The sequence below is a fragment of the Hahella sp. CR1 genome (assembly GCF_029813005.1).
Taxonomy (GTDB): domain Bacteria; phylum Pseudomonadota; class Gammaproteobacteria; order Pseudomonadales; family Oleiphilaceae; genus Hahella.
Map to the genome: position 1 here is coordinate 123,789 of NZ_JAPELK010000009.1, position 16,890 is coordinate 140,678.

Annotated in this window: 18 protein-coding genes; 8 read left to right on the forward strand and 10 right to left on the reverse strand. The window is 51.7% G+C overall.

Annotated features, from left to right (window positions below; genetic code table 11):
• Window positions 1-232 precede the first annotated feature (232 nt).
• From ONV78_RS21175 to ONV78_RS21185, 3 genes are read left to right on the forward strand one after another with little or no spacing between them, the layout of a single operon-like run.
• On the forward strand, window positions 233-748 hold the full coding sequence (locus tag ONV78_RS21175; protein WP_279506177.1) for a GNAT family N-acetyltransferase: 516 nt from the start codon (window positions 233-235) through the stop codon (window positions 746-748).
• Window positions 745-1,938 (forward strand): nucleotidyltransferase family protein, encoded by a 1,194-nt coding sequence (locus tag ONV78_RS21180; RefSeq protein WP_279506179.1) that lies wholly within the window; start codon window positions 745-747, stop codon window positions 1,936-1,938. Before ONV78_RS21175 ends, ONV78_RS21180 begins: the two co-directional genes overlap by 4 nt.
• Before the next feature lie 18 nt (window positions 1,939-1,956).
• Window positions 1,957-3,696, forward strand: a complete 1,740-nt coding sequence (locus ONV78_RS21185; protein WP_279506181.1) for an ABC transporter ATP-binding protein — start codon at window positions 1,957-1,959, stop codon at window positions 3,694-3,696.
• Between the two features lie 16 nt (window positions 3,697-3,712).
• On the opposite strand, the gene ONV78_RS21190 is transcribed toward ONV78_RS21185, so the two are convergent.
• Both ONV78_RS21190 and ONV78_RS21195 read right to left on the reverse strand, forming a co-directional pair.
• A complete protein-coding gene (locus ONV78_RS21190; RefSeq protein WP_279506182.1) occupies window positions 3,713-5,605 on the reverse strand; it encodes an asparagine synthase-related protein in 1,893 nt (630 codons plus the stop codon).
• Window positions 5,602-6,441, reverse strand: a complete 840-nt coding sequence (locus tag ONV78_RS21195; protein WP_279506183.1) for a 2OG-Fe(II) oxygenase — start codon at window positions 6,439-6,441, stop codon at window positions 5,602-5,604. The genes ONV78_RS21190 and ONV78_RS21195 overlap by 4 nt, the downstream gene beginning before the upstream one ends.
• Before the next feature lie 191 nt (window positions 6,442-6,632).
• On the opposite strand from ONV78_RS21195, the gene ONV78_RS21200 reads away from it, so the two are divergent.
• A complete protein-coding gene (locus ONV78_RS21200; RefSeq protein ID WP_279506184.1) occupies window positions 6,633-7,535 on the forward strand; it encodes a hypothetical protein in 903 nt (300 codons plus the stop codon).
• Window positions 7,536-7,552: 17 nt separating this feature from the next.
• Here ONV78_RS21200 and ONV78_RS21205 read toward each other — a convergent pair whose 3' ends face one another.
• Together ONV78_RS21205 and ONV78_RS21210 are read right to left on the reverse strand one after the other, a co-directional pair.
• Window positions 7,553-7,690, reverse strand: a complete 138-nt coding sequence (locus ONV78_RS21205) for a hypothetical protein (protein ID WP_279506186.1) — start codon at window positions 7,688-7,690, stop codon at window positions 7,553-7,555.
• Window positions 7,691-7,756: 66 nt separating this feature from the next.
• On the reverse strand, window positions 7,757-8,050 hold the full coding sequence (locus ONV78_RS21210; protein ID WP_279506187.1) for a PqqD family protein: 294 nt from the start codon (window positions 8,048-8,050) through the stop codon (window positions 7,757-7,759).
• A gap of 291 nt (window positions 8,051-8,341) precedes the next feature.
• On the opposite strand from ONV78_RS21210, the gene ONV78_RS21215 reads away from it, so the two are divergent.
• Complete coding sequence (locus tag ONV78_RS21215) at window positions 8,342-8,644, forward strand: hypothetical protein (RefSeq protein ID WP_279506189.1); 303 nt, start codon at window positions 8,342-8,344, stop codon at window positions 8,642-8,644.
• A gap of 60 nt (window positions 8,645-8,704) precedes the next feature.
• Here the strand turns inward: ONV78_RS21215 and ONV78_RS21220 are convergent, their stop codons facing one another.
• From ONV78_RS21220 to ONV78_RS21235, 4 genes are all read right to left on the reverse strand, one after another.
• Window positions 8,705-9,241, reverse strand: coding sequence for a tail fiber protein (locus tag ONV78_RS21220; RefSeq protein WP_279506191.1), 537 nt, complete (start codon window positions 9,239-9,241; stop codon window positions 8,705-8,707).
• 17 nt (window positions 9,242-9,258) lie between these two features.
• Entirely contained in the window at window positions 9,259-9,792 is a 534-nt protein-coding gene (locus ONV78_RS21225; RefSeq protein WP_279506193.1) for a tail fiber protein, read from the reverse strand.
• Between the two features lie 73 nt (window positions 9,793-9,865).
• A complete protein-coding gene (locus tag ONV78_RS21230) occupies window positions 9,866-10,393 on the reverse strand; it encodes a tail fiber protein (protein ID WP_279506194.1) in 528 nt (175 codons plus the stop codon).
• Window positions 10,394-10,443: 50 nt separating this feature from the next.
• The gene (locus ONV78_RS21235; RefSeq protein ID WP_216737606.1) at window positions 10,444-10,947 is read right to left on the reverse strand and encodes a tail fiber protein; all 504 of its coding nucleotides are present in this window, start codon (window positions 10,945-10,947) and stop codon (window positions 10,444-10,446) included.
• Between the two features lie 292 nt (window positions 10,948-11,239).
• Here ONV78_RS21235 and ONV78_RS21240 point away from each other — a divergent pair, with 292 nt between their 5' ends.
• The 3 genes from ONV78_RS21240 (at window position 11,240) to ONV78_RS21250 (ending at window position 14,507) form a co-directional block, all read left to right on the forward strand.
• Entirely contained in the window at window positions 11,240-11,998 is a 759-nt protein-coding gene (locus tag ONV78_RS21240; RefSeq protein ID WP_279506197.1) for a response regulator, read from the forward strand.
• Window positions 11,999-12,000: 2 nt separating this feature from the next.
• A complete protein-coding gene (locus ONV78_RS21245) occupies window positions 12,001-13,605 on the forward strand; it encodes an ATP-binding protein (RefSeq protein ID WP_279506201.1) in 1,605 nt (534 codons plus the stop codon).
• 206 nt (window positions 13,606-13,811) lie between these two features.
• The gene (locus ONV78_RS21250; protein ID WP_216738621.1) at window positions 13,812-14,507 is read left to right on the forward strand and encodes a hypothetical protein; all 696 of its coding nucleotides are present in this window, start codon (window positions 13,812-13,814) and stop codon (window positions 14,505-14,507) included.
• 67 nt (window positions 14,508-14,574) lie between these two features.
• Here the strand turns inward: ONV78_RS21250 and ONV78_RS21255 are convergent, their stop codons facing one another.
• Entirely contained in the window at window positions 14,575-15,183 is a 609-nt protein-coding gene (locus tag ONV78_RS21255) for a DUF2239 family protein (protein WP_216738622.1), read from the reverse strand.
• A 239-nt stretch (window positions 15,184-15,422) separates the two neighbouring features.
• Window positions 15,423-16,040, reverse strand: a complete 618-nt coding sequence (locus ONV78_RS21260) for a DUF5565 family protein (protein ID WP_279506204.1) — start codon at window positions 16,038-16,040, stop codon at window positions 15,423-15,425.
• Window positions 16,041-16,890: the final 850 nt, after the last annotated feature.

Here is a 16,890-nt window from a genome sequence, read left to right on the forward strand (position 1 = left end):
TTGCTCCGTTATGCCGTTTCCGCTTCCTGTTAATCCGGGCGCCTCTGCTGGCTCGACAGCTGGAAATTATCGTCCAGGAAGACTGTTTTCTAGCATAGGACGCTTTGTCGTGGAATCCAATGACGCAGCGAGCCTTGCATCACTCAGGCCCGAGCTATACTTGTTGCATGGATGAGAGCGCATCCCGGTTCATTTCGTGGGCCGGACCTAATAAAAAAGGGGTAAAGGAATTATGAAAGTGAAGGATGTGAAATTAGGGCAGGGCCTGGTTGTCCGCCCCTCTACCGCTTCCGATAAGGCGTTTCTGGAGCAGCTTCATAACAGTACACGAGAAGATTTGCGCCTGATCGACGGCGAGCGCGATTTTGTCGAGTCCATCATCGATATGCAATTCAGGGCGCAGCAGCAGGGATACGGTGCGCAGTTTCCCAACGCTATGTACTTCATTATTGAAAAGCAGCACGAACGTATTGGTAAAGTCACTATCGATTTCGGCCATAACGAAGTGCATGTCATCGATATCGCCTTTATTCCGCAAGCACGCGGCAAAGGCTTCGGAGAGGAAGTCATTCGCAGCCTGCAAGCCGCCGCCGCCCAAGTGTGCGCGCCGCTGACGCTCAGCGTGCTGATGCAGAACGTCCAAGCGAAAAAACTCTACTTGAAGCTGGGATTTGTCACCGAATCCATCTCTCCGCCTTATGAACGCATGATGTGGCGTCCCGAGATCGCGCAACGTGTGATGGTATGACCGCAGCTGCGTTAGAGCAGGTAAATATTAATGCGTCTTATCATTTATTGCGTATGTGTCTGGCTCACGACGAAGTTCCGTTGTCGACCCTTAAAGAGACCTGTTCGCAATTTAAACACTGGGATTGGGAGTATTTTTTACAACAGTTAAGGTGGCATCGGGTAACGCCATTAGTGTGGCGAAAGTTAAACGCGGCTGGCGAGTCGGTTCCAGATGGAGTCCGTAAAAAAATCCGCCAGATGGTGCGGGAAGCGAGGCTGCGTAACCTCAAGCATTACGCTGAACTTGAAAGAATTGGCGGGCTCTTGCAAACCAGCGGATTGCCTTTTATTTGCTTAAAAGGACCGGCTTTGTCAGAGAGGCTTTATCAGGACGCTTCGCTTAGAGAATGCCGTGATCTGGATATATTGGCGCCGCGCGAGCATGTTTCGTTGATAGGGCGTTTATTGACGGAGGGGGGGTATCGCCGGGTCACTCCAGCTGAGAGTGCTTCACCTCTTGTGGTGGAAGCTTACCTGAAGAGCAATAAAGATTTCATTTTTCACAATGACTCAAAAGGTATTTTCCTTGAGCTGCATATGCGTTTGGACGACAACGAATACGTGCTTCCTGAACTGGGGGAGAGATTATTTGAGCGAGATTATCCTTGTCAAAAAAACGATCCCGGACATGTTTGCCTGGGCGCTGAAGATGAGTTTATTTATCTGGCGATGCATGGGGCCAGATCATGTTGGGCCAGATTAAGCTGGCTGTCTGATATCGACGCCTACTTATCCCGGGGAAAGGTCGATCTCGACTTAGTCATGGATAAAGCTTGTCGATGGGGCGTTGAACAACCCGTTCTTGCTGCAATGATAATGGCTCAAAAGTTATTGTTTTCTGCGTTGCCTGCGGCGCAGGAAACACTCGCAAAGAATAGTCCGTTCGTGCGCTTACTGTGCTCCAGGTGGGAGCGCGCGAATCGGCGTCAAGCTTATCTAAGCCCTGTCGAGCAGTATGTGCTGCTATGTTTCTTTTCATTCAGGCAAAAGTATTTGATGCGCCATCTGACTCAGTTTTTCCGCATCTCGGCTAATGATATCGCGCTTCTTGAGCTTCCCAGATGGATGTTTCCTTGCTACTACCTGCTGCGGCCATTTTTGTGGAGTTGGAGATACTTTTTTTCCAGGAAAAGAGTCTGGGTGGACTAGCATTCAAAGGGCTGAGGTTTGAAACAGGACATTAAAGAAACTCTTTTCTCATACGTTTTGATGTCGTGGCGTTACGACAAGCGCGGAATCGCTTTGCTCACGACGCTGCTTTTTGCTCTGGCTTTGGTTAAGGGGATTGGCCTGTTGGCGCTGATTCCGCTATTGACCCTGGCGGGAGTAGACGCCGGGTATGAGTTGGGGTCTCAATGGAGTTGGTTAGGTTCTAAGTTGGAACTGAACGAAGCATTGATTATCTTCATTGTGATTATTGCTATTCACTCTACGCTTAAATACTTCCAGCAGACTCTTGCTGCAAGACTGCAGACTGAGCTTACTGTCAGCCTCAGAGAGCGGCTGACAGCGAAAATATTGGCTTTTTCATGGCTGCGCTTCATTCAGTATCGAGCCTCTCATTTAGCTCAGCTATTAAATCATGAGGTGGATAGAGCTTCGCAAATATCTCTTTTGCTCATTCAGCTTGCTTCTTTGAGCTGCGTGCTAGGTGTGTACAGCATAGTGTCTTATCTTACGTCTCCCGGCCTGACCCTGGTGGCTTTAGCAAGTGGCGCCGGGATCTACGCGGGTTCACGCTGTTTGAATCGCTTGAGTCTTCGCAATGGAGATGACGGGAAGGCGCTGCGCCAAGCTTATTTCTCTGCGGTAAGCGAATATATGCAAGGAATGAAAGTTGTAAAGGCGTTTAAGCAGGAAAGGCGCACTGGTGGCGACCTGGAAGAGAAAAGCCGGCGCTTGGGCGAAACATTATTGAGGTTCAAGAAAATCAGCGCATTAGTCGCCCTGTACTATGAAGTACTCATCGCCGTTTGTGTGGTTGGACTCTGTTACTTTTTTATTAGGTGGGTGAAGCTTCCAGCGGCTGAATTTATCGTGCTGCTTTTTCTTTTTTCCCGATTCGCGCCAATCTTGAAGGATATCTCTTATCGGTATCAGCAGATTCTCAATATCCTGCCTTCGTATATTGAAGTGATGGGCATATTAGACAGTGATGCAGATGAGTCCGTTTCGGATAAGAACATAGCAGTGGAGCCTATAGTGGCGATGCGAAGCGTGCGTCTTGAACGTGTGAGCTTTTCTTACCCGTCGACGCCAGGGAAATTCGCGTTCTGTGACTTCTCAGTTACTTTGCCTGTTAACAGCATTACGGCCATGCTTGGGCCTTCCGGCTCTGGAAAAACCACCGCTGCGGATATTCTGTCAGGACTGGCTGCGCCGTCCAATGGACAGGTGCTCATTGATGGGAATGAACTAACCGAGCAAGAGATTGCGCAATGGAGCCACTCGGTTAGCTATGTGACGCAGGAGAGTTTCTTGTTTAACAAGAGCGTGCGTGAGAATTTGCTTTGGGCTGCGCCCGAAACTGAGGAAGATGAACTTTGGGCGGCATTGCGAAGTGTGTCGGCGGAGCAGTTTGTCAGAGCGTTGCCTCAAGGCATAGATACTCTTATTGGTGAACGTGGCGACTTGTTATCTGGAGGTGAAAAGCAGCGTCTTGCAATGGCCAGAGCACTATTGAGGAAACCATCTTTACTTATTCTGGATGAAGTTAGCAGCGCTTTGGATGAGGAGAATGAAACTGTAATTATTGAGGCTATTTGCGAACTGAAAAAAATGACTACAGTGCTCATCATCACCCATCGAAAAGCGTTGCTGTCCTGTGCGGATTTTGTCGTACATATGGAAAGCGGCGAAGTTCAGAGTCGCAGAGTTTCATCTCTTGAGCTGCAAAGCATCCAATAAGAGAACGTTTCGCACACTACAGTCGTTGAAACCAGCGTAGGAACACCAGGCACTGCACCCCGAAATCCACCACTTTTCGCGCCAAGTCGACGCCGTTGTAGGGGGCCCATGATGGGCGTTGGTTGAGCTCTTTTATCGTGCGCTTGATTCTTTCAACATCAATATAGTCTCTCACCGGATCTGATGGAGAGACGTCTTGAACAATGCTCTCGTAGACAAGGGCGTCAGTCTGCATCAGCCTGTGATAATTTGGGGAGAAAGGTCTTTTATCTTTACGCCATTGAATTTCTGAAGGAAGCGTTTTTTCCATCGCGGCGCGAATAAAATAACGGCGCCAGCCTTTCTGTATGAACCATTCGTCCGACAGTCCCAGGCAAAACTTTAATACCCGTTCATCCAAATAAGGGAAGGTGTTGCGAACATGAAAGTGTGGTGAATACCATTCTTTAGGCGTGCGCCCTCCAAGTATGATATTTAGCCGTTTGCCCAGAGGCGATTTGCCAAATGGGCTTGCCCCGGGTGGTGGAGCCGAATGCTGATCGTAGAGCCGGTTAGATAGGGGAAGCCTGTTTTCCTCTACTGAGCGCCCTCTCATTTTATGTCGGATATGGCGGAGGAGTCTGGGCTCCAATGGAGCTAGAACTTCGTTTCGGAAGACTCTGAGAGAGGGCTGGGAATAGTTTTGAGACAAACTGAAGACAGCTTCTTTCAGTTTTTCCCAATGCAGTTGTTGAAGCAAATACGGCAAATAACCTTCCCCTGTCCAACTGGGCCCCCACTCGCCGCCAACGCCATCCATCACAATACGCGCGCCTTCACTCTGCGCTTTGGCGTAGAGCGTTGTATAGACATGTGGATTGAGGTTAACGGGAAGGCCTGTCATGTCGTGCACCTGATGCAGTAACGCGGCGGGACCGGACGTGGGCGATACGTAGTGAACTGGCAACTGCTTTTGCTGCGCAACGATATTAATAAATTTTCTTTCATCCTGCTCAGGATCTTGATCGGTCAGACAGGACGACAGCGCAAAAAGGGGAGGGGAGAAGCTGCCCCGCTGGTCAGCGGCTATGCAACTGATAGCGGAAGAATCCAGTCCGCCGCTTAGTAGTGTCGCTACGGGGTAGGCGCTGCGCATTCGACAAGTCACCGCCAGTTTGAATTTCTCTCTAAACGCCTCAAGCGTCTCCTCTGGACTCCTGAACTTCAATATTTCTGGCTGAAGGTTGTAGTAACTGCGCTTCTCAACTTTCCAACATACCTGTGCAGGAGATGGGGGATAAACAGATAGGTACTCGCCACCGGTAAGCCGGGTTAGGCCTTCAAAACAGGTACGCTCTGGCGCCTCCCGTTTACGACCTGATGCAAGCAGGGTGAATCCGAACTCATCCAGTTTTTTGTCTACTCCTGACACAGATAACAACGCTTTAGCATCTGTAGCGAAAGCAAAAAGGGCGGAGGAATGAAAATAGAGCAGTGACCGGGTTCCCATCGGGTCCATCGCGATAAACAGACGACGTCTGCCTTTATCCCAAATAGCGAAGCAGAAGTCGCCCAGCAAATGCTCCAAACAGGCTAAGTCCCAATGACGGTAGGCTACTAGAATCAGTTGGCTATCACACAGCAGTGGCAGCTCATTTCGACTTATTCCCAATGCGGCGGCGAGCTCCTCTCGGTTGTCCAGGCGAGTGTCTGCGGTAATCACAATCTGCCGGTCGCGTGACTCCGCTGGTAAGGCTTCAAACAATGACTCTGGCGTGGTGTGCAGCATATTGTGGCAGAAGCCAATGTGCGCCTGTCGCCAAATATTTTTCCCATCTGGTCCCCTGTGGGACATCGCTTCTGACATGGCTCGCATGTCGGCGTCAGTAACCATTCTTTTGTCATGATATAAGCCTGCGATACCACTCATGAAGCGGCTCCTTGCGCAGTCCCTGTTGTAATCTCCTGAGGACTGAGCGCTTCGCAAATATGACCATTAATGGCGAATCTGCCATTCATAATGTCTCCGGATGGTTCAGAGACTTTAAGGACTTCGTGAAAAAAACCGCTTGGAAAAAGCACCAGGGTATTGAACCGGGGGGAGATGTCGTCCATACGGTTGCGTGAGAAGATATTGTGCCGTCTATCTGTGGCGTAAAGTCGTAACTCTCCTCCCGTAAAGCTTTGTGGATGGCGATGAAAATAGTAGGCAAAACTGATTCTGCGTCCGCAGGGGATGCGTTTGTCAGGATCATCACTATAAGCGGCCTGGTCGTCGCGGTGAGTGTGAAAGTAAGCGCCATTGGGATAACAGCAAAACTTAAGCTCTATTTCACTGATATCGAACAAGGAGACGCCCAGCTGCGAACAATACCTGGATAGCTCTCTGTGAAGGCGTGGAGAAAAACAGGCCTCCATTTTTTTATCTAGTTCAAGGTCCCTCAGCCGTAAGCTGTTTCTTACCTCTGGCGCAATATCTAAGTCTCCAGAGACTCTACCTTTCTCGAATTTACAGAGGTGTATATGTGCGGCGTGTAGAAACTCATCAATGAGGCCTGGAGGTAAGAAATCAGGAATGATTACATGAGGACAGGAAATGACGCCGATGTCCTGCTTTCTACCTCTGGAGATAGATAATAGTAGATCATGTGCGTGTGGGCAGTTGGGGGTGGTGCGGAGGTGCTGAGTGAGCGTGGATTTAGCTTTATCCAACTCGTCATATGAAATGTAGGTTCTGGCGAGTTGAATCAGGTCCAGCATTTCCATAGGGCTCACTCCCTGTTTGATCATTTATCCGCTGAACTGATCGGCGACCGAAGAAGGCTTGTGGTCTGGCGTATCTGCGGCTATACATTTTTATTATTGATGGCTCAACTACCTGTAGTAGCCATTGTTTTAAATTATAAGCGTAGTCTAAACCTCACCTTAATAAAGTGAGAATCAAGGGAATAAACTGCATGTACTACTACCAGGTATATGGGTTGCAAATGCAGACGGAGTTTGAGTTTCCATGGCTTGTACAAGGTGGAGATGGATCTGATTTAACGGTCGTTTTTGGAGAGGCCCCAACGCGATTGGATAAGGTGGCGAAGCAAGGAAAACGCTATCAGGCTAATGAAAGCGAAGTACTTATCTTTGACGATGAAGACGGTGGGCGTTTCTGGGTGCGCCCCTGGCGCATAGTCATTACACCTGGGGAATCTTCTCAAACCTGGAGTATTTATGCTCATGTGCTTGGATCGTGCTTGGGAGCGATATTGCAATGGCGTAAGTGTTTGGTGTTACATGCTTCCGCTGTGCGCTTGCCAAGTGGGCGCGCCTTGTTGTTTTGCGGTAATAAGACCGCTGGAAAATCCAGCATGGCGGGGCTTTTCTATCATCGGGGCCATGAGCTCTTGAGTGATGATATATGTCCATTAACGATAGAGGGGAATAACGTTAGCTTATGCCCTGGCTTTCCGAGACTTAAACTGTCGCCCGAAATATTGCTGGCAATGGGGGAAACGCCTGAGAATCATCTCCGTCTACCCTTTAAAACCAGAGTCAAACACTGCTATCCGGCGCGTCGCAATTTCTCTTCAAAAAAAGCGTTTGTGCAAAGTGTCTACATCTTAACGGAAGGGAAAGAGCTATCACTGCAACGGCTAACGCCACAAGAGGCGATAGCCGGATTATTTGAACATTGCTTCAGAAAGGTGTTTCTGGTCTCGCTTGAGCAGCGGCGAACAATGTTGAATGCATGCGCGGCTCTTGCTGGCGTCACTTCTGTTTATTCTTTGCAGCGTCCCAAATTGATGTCGGAAGCTATCAGTATTGTGGACATGCTTGCAGCGCAGGAACTAGAGGCGTCTACAGCTTGAGTGACGCCTGGCCGAGGCTAGGAGCGGGAGTCTCCGCCAAATCCACCATCAAGTCCGTCACCAGGTAGGTTCTGGGCCTGATTGGCGTCCATGACGGTGAAGTCAGGTGTTTCCCACTCTTCAGTAACTTTAGTTTCTTCGTTTTCCTGATCCATAGTGTAAATACCCTTTATAAAAATTGAATCTGGCCATACCGCAGGCGAGGCGTGAGGGTTGTTCTTTTAGAGTTTCATTTTTTGCGCTTTGATGACGCCTTTTTCCCGCAGACGATTGAGCAGGTTTAGCACATCTTTTTCACAGCGCTCGGAGTCGACGTTATATCTTTCGCAAAGGCGATCGCACAGTGTCGACACTTTTGTGGGAGAGTCCAATAGCCTCCAGACATCGGACGCGGAATGGTTCAAATCGTAAAACTCGCCAGCATCGACGTTCATGACGACAATGCCTTGATCGACAGAGCAGGAAACCTGTTTGTCGCTTTGCATGACCACATCGCCCCTTGTGATGGCTTCCATGTGTTTCCTCCATATTGGGTTAGAGGAGGTCCACTTACAGCTTGTGGGCCGCTCGGAGAAGGTACAGCTGCTCCTTCAGCATAGACCTGAACCTTTTGATTTATCAAGTTAATAGGCGGCGAGCGAGGAAGGTTGGCGTGATGCGTCCGCCAGAGAGGCGATGTCCCTAACGTGGATATTCATACTCGCCACTATCAGTCGCTCGACTGTTGTCTATACTCTATAGGAGCATGCAGGGTTAGATGCGTGTGTTTGGTGTAAAAAGTTTATGAACTCAGCAGGGAGATGCCGATGTTTACCCATGACCAGTTTCAGTCCAATCAAGATAAAACTTTCTACGCAACTTATGATTCCAACCAGCCGCCACTGGAGTTAACGCTGGTGGAGGTGTCGGATAAAAAAGAGCTGGGGGGCGGTTTTGAAAGCTTCTCGGTCATCTTCAAGGCGGGAAAAGACAAAGGCCTGATGCCGCAGCAAACCTGTGCGGTTAAGAACGATAACTGCGGAGCGCACGATATCTTTATCGTACCCGTCGCGGAAAAAGACGACTGCTATCTGTATGAGTCAGTATTCAGTTACAAAGTGGGTGGCTGAGCATACTTTGTCTTAACAATAGAATAGGGCGCGTTGAGCGCCCTTCTCAGATTAGAGCAGTTAGTTTCTAGTTGGGAACACACCATCTAAAGCGATACAAAAGGGGAGCGCCAGATAGGGCTGCATGTTAGGGTGGGCTTGGTTGCCTCCTGAATTATCAAGCATTTGATCGGACATCTCCGCCAGGCTGCCGAATGGCTCCTGCTTGTAGTCAGGCTGGAAGTCCCCCTGTTGGTAGGCGAAGAATTTACCTTGGGGTTCTGTATTGTCTCCCGGCGATGTTGCGGCAAAGAGGGAATGAGTGTGAGAAGGGATTTGGCTTATCTCAAGCTCCACTTCTGGCGCCCCATACCTTTCGGCCAAAGGGTAGAACCGCTGTCCGGGACCGGCGCTTGCTCCGCTATGCAGCGGCGTTCTTCCAAGCATGCCGGGAATGCCGACGGTTACACGGCCATCGCCGCCATAGAGGGTTCCTGTTACAGCAAATAACGCAGAATTTTGAGAAATAGGAAGGATCTGGCCTGCACAGTAGGCCCAGTTCCTTGGGGCATAGGTATAGGGAAGTAAGCGAATTTCAGCAATAAATGGTTCCGACATAGCCGCTCTCCCTTTGATCAGTTACGGGATGGGTAATAGCCTTTCAATGAAAGAATAAAGTTCAAAGCTAAATAGGGCATCATGTTGTAGTGAGCCGCTGTTTGGCCGTTGCCAAGGCCACCGGTATTTCCGATAGCGTCCGGCGCCAGGTTGGTCATGTTGCTGACTCCTGAGTAGAATGGGACTGCTGTGACGCCGGTAGCCTGACCTGTCGGATCGACATTGGCGGTGACGGCCTCATTTGATGCTTGTAGGAGATGGGTGTGTGGCGGCAGATTCGCTTCGGTTAATACGACCTCTGAACTTCCAAATGAACTGCCGAAAGCTCTGTCTGTGAGCCCGGGACCTTGTCCAAAGTTCAAAGGAATGCGGCCGCGCATATCGGGTAGTCCGAAGCTGGTGCGAGCGTCGCCCCCAAAAGTTACTCCCATTACGCTGAACAACGCTTCATTTTGTGCAATCGTCAATAGCTGGCCGTTACAAAATGTCCAATTGAATGGAGCGTAGTTTCCCGCGAATATCCTGATTTCTCCAATAAATGATTCAGACATGGCTGCTCTCCTTTATGCTCTAACTCGGAGGTTGTTTCCAATATATGTTGATGTATCTCTATGTATTTCCACTCTAATTACGTGTTGGGAAGACGCCATCCAAAGCTATGCAAAATCTCAGGGCTAAAAAAGGCTGTCTGTTTTCATGGGGAAGCCCTTTCCCTGCGCCAGTCAGCATGGAAGGCGCCATAGCGGTGAGGGGGAGGTAGGGGTCCTGCTTGTAATCTGGTTGAAAGTCTCCCGCTTGATAGGCGAAAAACAGGTTGGCGGGTTCGGGACTTGTCCCGGCGGCGCCTGCGGCGGCTAGTTGATGATTGTGTGACGGCATTTGGGTTGTGCTCAGAGATATGTACTCTTGGCCACCAGGATGCGAAAACGGGTAGTACTGTCCTGAGACTTGTCCCGCATGCAGTGGAGCCCTGCTGCGCAGATCAGGCAGGCCCATAGTTGTCCTCCCGTCGCCGCCGAAAGCTGTCGTGATCACTGCGTAAAGAGCTTGGTTTTGTGCAATGCTGGTGAGTTGCCCTTGACAGAACGCCCATCCAGCGGGGGTGAAAGAATACCCAAACATTCTGATTTCACCGAAAAAAGGATACGACATAGTGAACCCTCCTGGTTATTAGATTACTCAATTTAATGTGGTTGGAGCGCTTAGTTTCTTTGGGGATATTCTCCCTTGAGAGCGACACAAAAATTGATCGTCAGTGAGGGTTGCATATTCTGATGGGCTTGGCCGCCGCCTGTAGCGGAGATTGCGTTTGGCGACATTGATACCGGTAAGGTGAGGGGGCGATAGATATCAGGAGTCGCCGCCAGAATTCTGTTATCTCTGGGACTTCCTTTATCGGCATCCAAGCTGGAGGCGTAAACCTGATGGCTGTGAATCGGCATTTGATCTTGAATGAGGGTGACTGTTTCAAACCCTCCTTGAGCGCCCATATTAATTCCATTTTGTGGGTCTATTTGTATGGGAGCTCGACCACGCAAATCAGGTAAAGCGAATGTGGTGTTTCCGTTACCGCCGAAAGCTGTGCCAAATAGAGAGTATAAAGCTGGGTTTTGCGAAATGGTTTGTAAGGCTCCATTGCAAAAAGCCCAGTCTTTAGGGGGGAAGTTAAAAGCCATCATGCTGATCTGTCCGAGATAGGGTTCCATAAGCGGCTCCTTGTTTGATCCTTGTATGCGCATACCTGAAGCTTGGGAGCGCCGGTTAGGAAGGTATGCAGCTTGAATACTCAACAGCAAAACAGGTCCGCTTGCGGAGGCGGGCCGTATACAGAAGCCTAGTAGACCTTTTTTTGTACAGCAAGGCGGGCCCATCTTTAACAGCCGGGCTGTCCCAAACTGTCACAAACCTGCTACACAGGCAGGTATTCTCTCACCGGATTTTTTCCTACACTGAGCGAATTTCCCCTGATCCTGTTGGTTAAGGCGACGCTCTCCCATCATGACACCCGTATTTTCGAACTGCGCTCACAATCATCGCTTGCTGCTGGTGGAGGATGACCAGGAGCTGGCTTCCTTGATTCAGGACTACCTGACTAAAAATGGTTTCCAGGTGGCGATTGTCGCCAATGGGCTGGATGCGGTGCGGGAAATTCAGACGCAGCGTCCGGCGCTGGTGATTCTGGATGTGATGCTCCCCGGGCTGTCGGGCATGGATGTGTGTCGGCAGGCGCGGCTGGACTATAACGGCTTTATTCTCATGCTGACGGCGCTGGATGAGGATATGGACCAAATGCTGGGATTGGAGCTTGGCGCGGACGACTATATCGTCAAGCCGGTGCAGCCGCGGTTACTGCTTAGCCGCATTCGCGCGCTGTTGCGACGGCTGGAGCACACTGGAAGCAACGAAGGCGTCGCGACGGCGAGCCAGGATAAAAGCGTGATCAGCGCCGGCGCGTTGACCATCGATCTGCGCAACCGCGTTGTCAGGCTGGGCGACCGTTCGGTGGAGCTCACCACCGCGGAATTCGAACTGTTATTGTTGCTGGCGAGGTCGCTGGGCGAAGTGGTGGATCGCGACTTTATCATTCAGGAGTTACGCGGCTTCGATTACGACGGTTTGGACCGCTCCATAGACCGACGCATCTCCCGCTTACGGAAGAAGCTGCAGGATAGCGGAGCAGGGCAGGACATCATCAAGACGATTCGGGGCAAAGGCTATCAGCTATGCACTGATCCTGACCTGACTGGAGGCCGTTGAGGATGATGTTAAGAACCTTGTTGCGTCTGGTGATCGTCATTGTCTTGCCGGTCGGGCTGCTGCTGACGGTGGAATCCTACAATCCTGTGCATTACATCAAAAACCGCATTCTCCTTAATTACTTCGTTAACACCTATAACGGCACATTTTTCCTGATTGACCGTGATTTGGCGGAGCGGCCGCAGAGCGCCTGGCGGGACAGAGTGGCGTCGCTGGATAACCATTTCGGCTATCGATTGCGGTTGACGCCCTTGGCGGAACTACTCACGCAAACGCAGTACGGCGATACCTTGCGAGAAGGCGGTTATGTCTATGCAGAGGCGGATACCGATGTGCTCTGGCGCAGGGTCGGTGACAGCGACTGGGTGGTTGAAATGGTGCTGGATGAGACGGATGACGAAGAAACTCTGCGCAGCGCCAGAGGCACTTTGTTTTTGTTGGGCGACATGTTTGCGAAAGCGCCGGAAGCGCAGTGGCCGCAGCTACTGACGCAATTGCAGGCGGAGTTTCGTTTTCCGCTGGAGATGCTGACGTTGACTGGGCTGGACATATCGGCGGAGAAACAAGAGGCGCTGATGCAAAAAGGCTACGCCTGGACCACCACCGACGACGATGAAACCCTGTTTTACTACCGTATTGGCGATAGCGACAAAATCCTGTCGGCGGGGCCAACGCCTTCGCCCGGCGGGGTGGTTCTCTCTTATTTGGTGACGGTATTCGCCGCGATACTGTTAGCTACTGCTTTGGGCCTATTATCTTGGCTGACGCCCTTATGGCGTGATCTCAAACGGCTCGACCGCACGGCGTCGGAGTTTGGGCAGGGCCGGCTGGAGCATCGCGTGACGTTGCGTAAAGGTTCTGTCGCCGCACGTCTGGGCCGATCATTCAACGCTATGGCGGACAGCATTCAGAAGCTGATGCGCTCGCATCAACAGCTGACCAATGCCGTCGCTCATGATCTTCGCACCCCGTTGGCGCGCTTGCGCTTCGCGGTGGAAATTCTGGAGTCGGAGGATTGCACGGCGGAAGAGCAGGAGCGATATCGCAAAAGCATCCACGCCAGCATCGACTCACTGGATTACCTGATCAATCAATTGCTCACCCACTCACGCTACAGTCGCGCCATCGACATCAATCACTTCAGCGAGATTGACCTGGCGGCCCTGGTGGAGGAAGAGGTGGATTTGCATCAGCCTGAACGCAGTGACCTGGCCTGTGAGTTTGTCTGTGACGAGACCCTGCGCGGCGCCCGCATATGGGCGGACTCACGCGCCATCGGTCGGGTGTTGCATAACCTGCTGGATAACGCCTCCCGCTATGCGCAGTCCCGCGTGCGGGTCAGCCTGCGTCGCGACGGCGCACTCTGTCGTTTAAAGGTGGAGGATGACGGTCCAGGCATTCCCCTGGTTGAACGGGAGACCATCCTGCAGCCCTTCGCGCAATTGGGCAACGCCGAACGCGCGTCATCCGGCGGACACGGCCTCGGACTGGCTATCGTCAGTCAGATCGCGCAATGGCACCAGGGCGACGTCACCGTCGGCGACTCCCCGCTGGGCGGCGCCGCGATTGAGGTTTCCTGGCCGGCTCGCGCGCCCTCCGCCGGTTAAACTGGCCGCTTTTTCTCCGCGCCTCTCGCTTGTCCTGTTATCCAAATCCGTTGATGAAGCACTCTGGTCACGTGCGCGGATTTGGCGTCACATTCTGTCCCAAATCAGCCACATACCTTTTTCGTTTGGCCTCTTAAGATCACATCTCCTTTTGTGTAGTTAGATTTGAATATTTTTGAATATTGATAAAAGAGGGAGGCCGGGCAATGGCTGGCAATTCTATCGTTCGCCTGGGGGCGACACTTATTTTGGCGGCGGCTTACACGACTTCGGCGCAGGCGGCGGATTACTCTGTAGGCGGCATGCTGGGGACGCAGGGCGTTGGCGTCACCGCCGCCAAACGGACGGACTGGAGTCTGGTGGATGAAGATCAACTGCAGCTGCGTTTTACCTTCGGCGGGCTGGATGTGGACGACGTCGATGATCTTGAGCTGAGCGGGACCAAATACAAAGCGGATCTCCGCACTGGGACGCTGACCGGCGGCGTGGACTGGTATCCATTCTCCGGTAAGTATGTGGATAACATCTTTTTCTCCGGCGGTCTGGTCTATTTTGATCACGATATCAAAGGGACCACCAAGGCGGATCAATCTTTCGACGTTGGCGGCGCGCATGTCAGCAGCAGCGATAATGTGCGTTTGAATGCGGAAATCGATCAGTCTTCCTGGGCGCCTTATCTGAGTCTGGGGTGGGGGAATCGCATTCGCAGCGAATCCGGCTTCTCTTTCCAGGCCGAGTTTGGGGTGATGACGCCGTTAAGCGATCCTGATGTGAAGCTGAGCGCCAGAGATCCTGGAGGCGTTCTGTCTGCGGATAATCTGGAGCGCGAGCGTCGCGATATAGAAGATGATCTGGGCGGCGCGCAGGGATTCCTGTCTGTGGCGGTGACCTATCAGTTTTAGTCTTTCCGCGCGAAAACGGCGACACGCGCTATAAAAGGGCGCGTATCGCCGAGCTTAATAGCGGGGCTCAGTCCTGGGCCTCCGCCAGCTTTTCCATCTCCAACGCTTTCTCAGTCTGATGCCGGATATAGTCCTGAATGTCGTCAGGCCATAGCGAAATCATGTCATCAAAGGTTTCATAGTCTTTGGCGAAGAAGGCGCGACAGGCCTCTTCAAAGCCGGGGAAGTCGCCGGCGACGGTGGACATGAAGCGATACACGGCTTCCAGCGCCAGGCGTGACCGGTCTTTGTCCACATTGTCGCGTCTGGCCGCTTCGACTAGCTTGCGCAGCGCCACAGACGCGCCGCCGGGTTGCGCTCTTAACCAGTCCCAGTGACGGGGCAGCAGCGTGACTTCTCGCGACACCACTCCCAGTTTGGGACGTCCAGGTCCTGCTTTAGGTTTGGGGGCTCCATCTTCGCTGCTTGCTGCGATCCTGGCGAGGACGTCTTCAGCCGCGCCGCGATAATCGACCTCTACAATCCGTCCGGTGGCGTTGTCGTAAATGGCGACGGGAGCATTGGCGTCCTGCTCCAGTAAGGATTTGGCCTTCAACGCCACTTCCGGTAAGTCGCCGGCGGCGAAAAGCTGGTGGCCGTGAAAGCCGGTATAACTTTGAGTTTCTTTTGCGCTCATCTGTTTCACTCCTGTGCTCGCTCGGATAGCCGGTAACCACGACTATCCTGAAAAATATGTCGCCAATAATACCCGGGTAAAAAATGAAGTCAATATTACCCGGTAAATAATATTTCTTTGGATGTATAAAAAAGCGTTTTTAAAACCACAGGTTAGTGGCGGTGAGCTAGCGGTTAAATGGACAAAGGGGGAGGTTGGGGTGGGGAAAATAAAAGCCTGGGAATTTCCCAGGCCTGTATTCACCATGAAAAACCGAAGTCTTTTCGTCTCAGTTTGGCCATGCGTCCATCCGGCGCATGCCAGACAACGCCTTCCATGTTTTGCGCCGCCATCCAGTCTCGTAGAGAGTGGAAGTCCAAGCGCTCCGGCGGCGTCAGGATCTTGCCGCCATGCGCCCACAACGCGTGGCGCTGTAGCTGGTAGCGGTTACCCTGAACTTTCGGGCCGACCAGTTCGTAGGTCTGGCCTTCGACCAGTTTACCGGCGGTCTGCTCAAGGGCTTCGCAATGCCAGCGATCTTCCGGGCTGGCCTCGGAAACCGGCAGCCAGCCGGGCCAATGTCCGGTGATGGCGTCAGGCTCCGCCTCGCAAGGCGCAAATCCATCCGGCGCCGATTTGAACATGGCGTGGTCCAGAATATCGAGACGTCCGGCGCGGAGTTTGGCGGCGAACGGCTTACGCAGTTTGCGATCGTAGCGTTTCCACAAACGGCCTTCTCTGAACAGACAGGCGCTGCCGTCGAATTTCTCGGTGGCGAACCCTATGCCTTGCAACACCCAGGCGGATTCAGGAGCTACTTGCTCCGTCGCCAGATGACTACGGCGATCGATGACGAATAACGTTTTGATCTTTTTCATGTTTTTTCTCCTATGAAGGTTAAACGGATTTCGAGTCCCGTCCGGCTCCATGAAGAGAGGCGGCATGGTAACGCCAGTTATCAATGGCGGTCAAACCAGGTGGTTGGATTACACAAAATTTTTCAAATAAATGCATATGACGACAGCCTCTGTCGCTCCGCTGCGTAATATGTCTCTTGTAAAGCGGCGCTGGTCGAAGGTGTGATCGTTTCACCGCAGGGAAGCCACTGCCGCTGTGCTGTCTATGTGGTAATGGAAGGCGTAAGAGATAGGGATTTCTCACCCCACTGAGTTGATGTCCTTGCGCGCACGGAATAGCGCTTGACCCAAAGGGATTTGGGGTCTTTTTCTAAACGGCGGCCAGTAAGCTACACTGACCGGCTTTATCGAGTTAAGGCCGGCGCTGATGAGCGCATATCTCAATATCTCCCCTCAATCCGATACAGATACGTTCCCCGACCTGCTTAGGGGCTGTCTGTTGTGAATACAGTCGCTCTCAATTCAAGAACATTGAGGAAGGGAAGAGCCTGCTTCGCTCTTATCTCCACAGCTTGGGCGCGGCTTGCGTGTAAGCGCCCATCTATCCATCCATGTATTTGCAGTTTATTGACTAATTTAGATTGAGCTTATGAGATTTTTGCTGATTTTAGGCCTGTGTGTATTGGGTTTTTTGATGTGGTCGCTTTATGAATACACGTTGCGCGTATACGGCGATCGTTACACAGCGATGAATGTGATGGCGATTATTCTTACGTTCGTCATCTTTGTCTCGGCTTTCCTTTGGATTGGAATACCAAAGGCATATCAATGGATTAAAGCGCGTATTAGCAATACGAGGGATTAGATGACC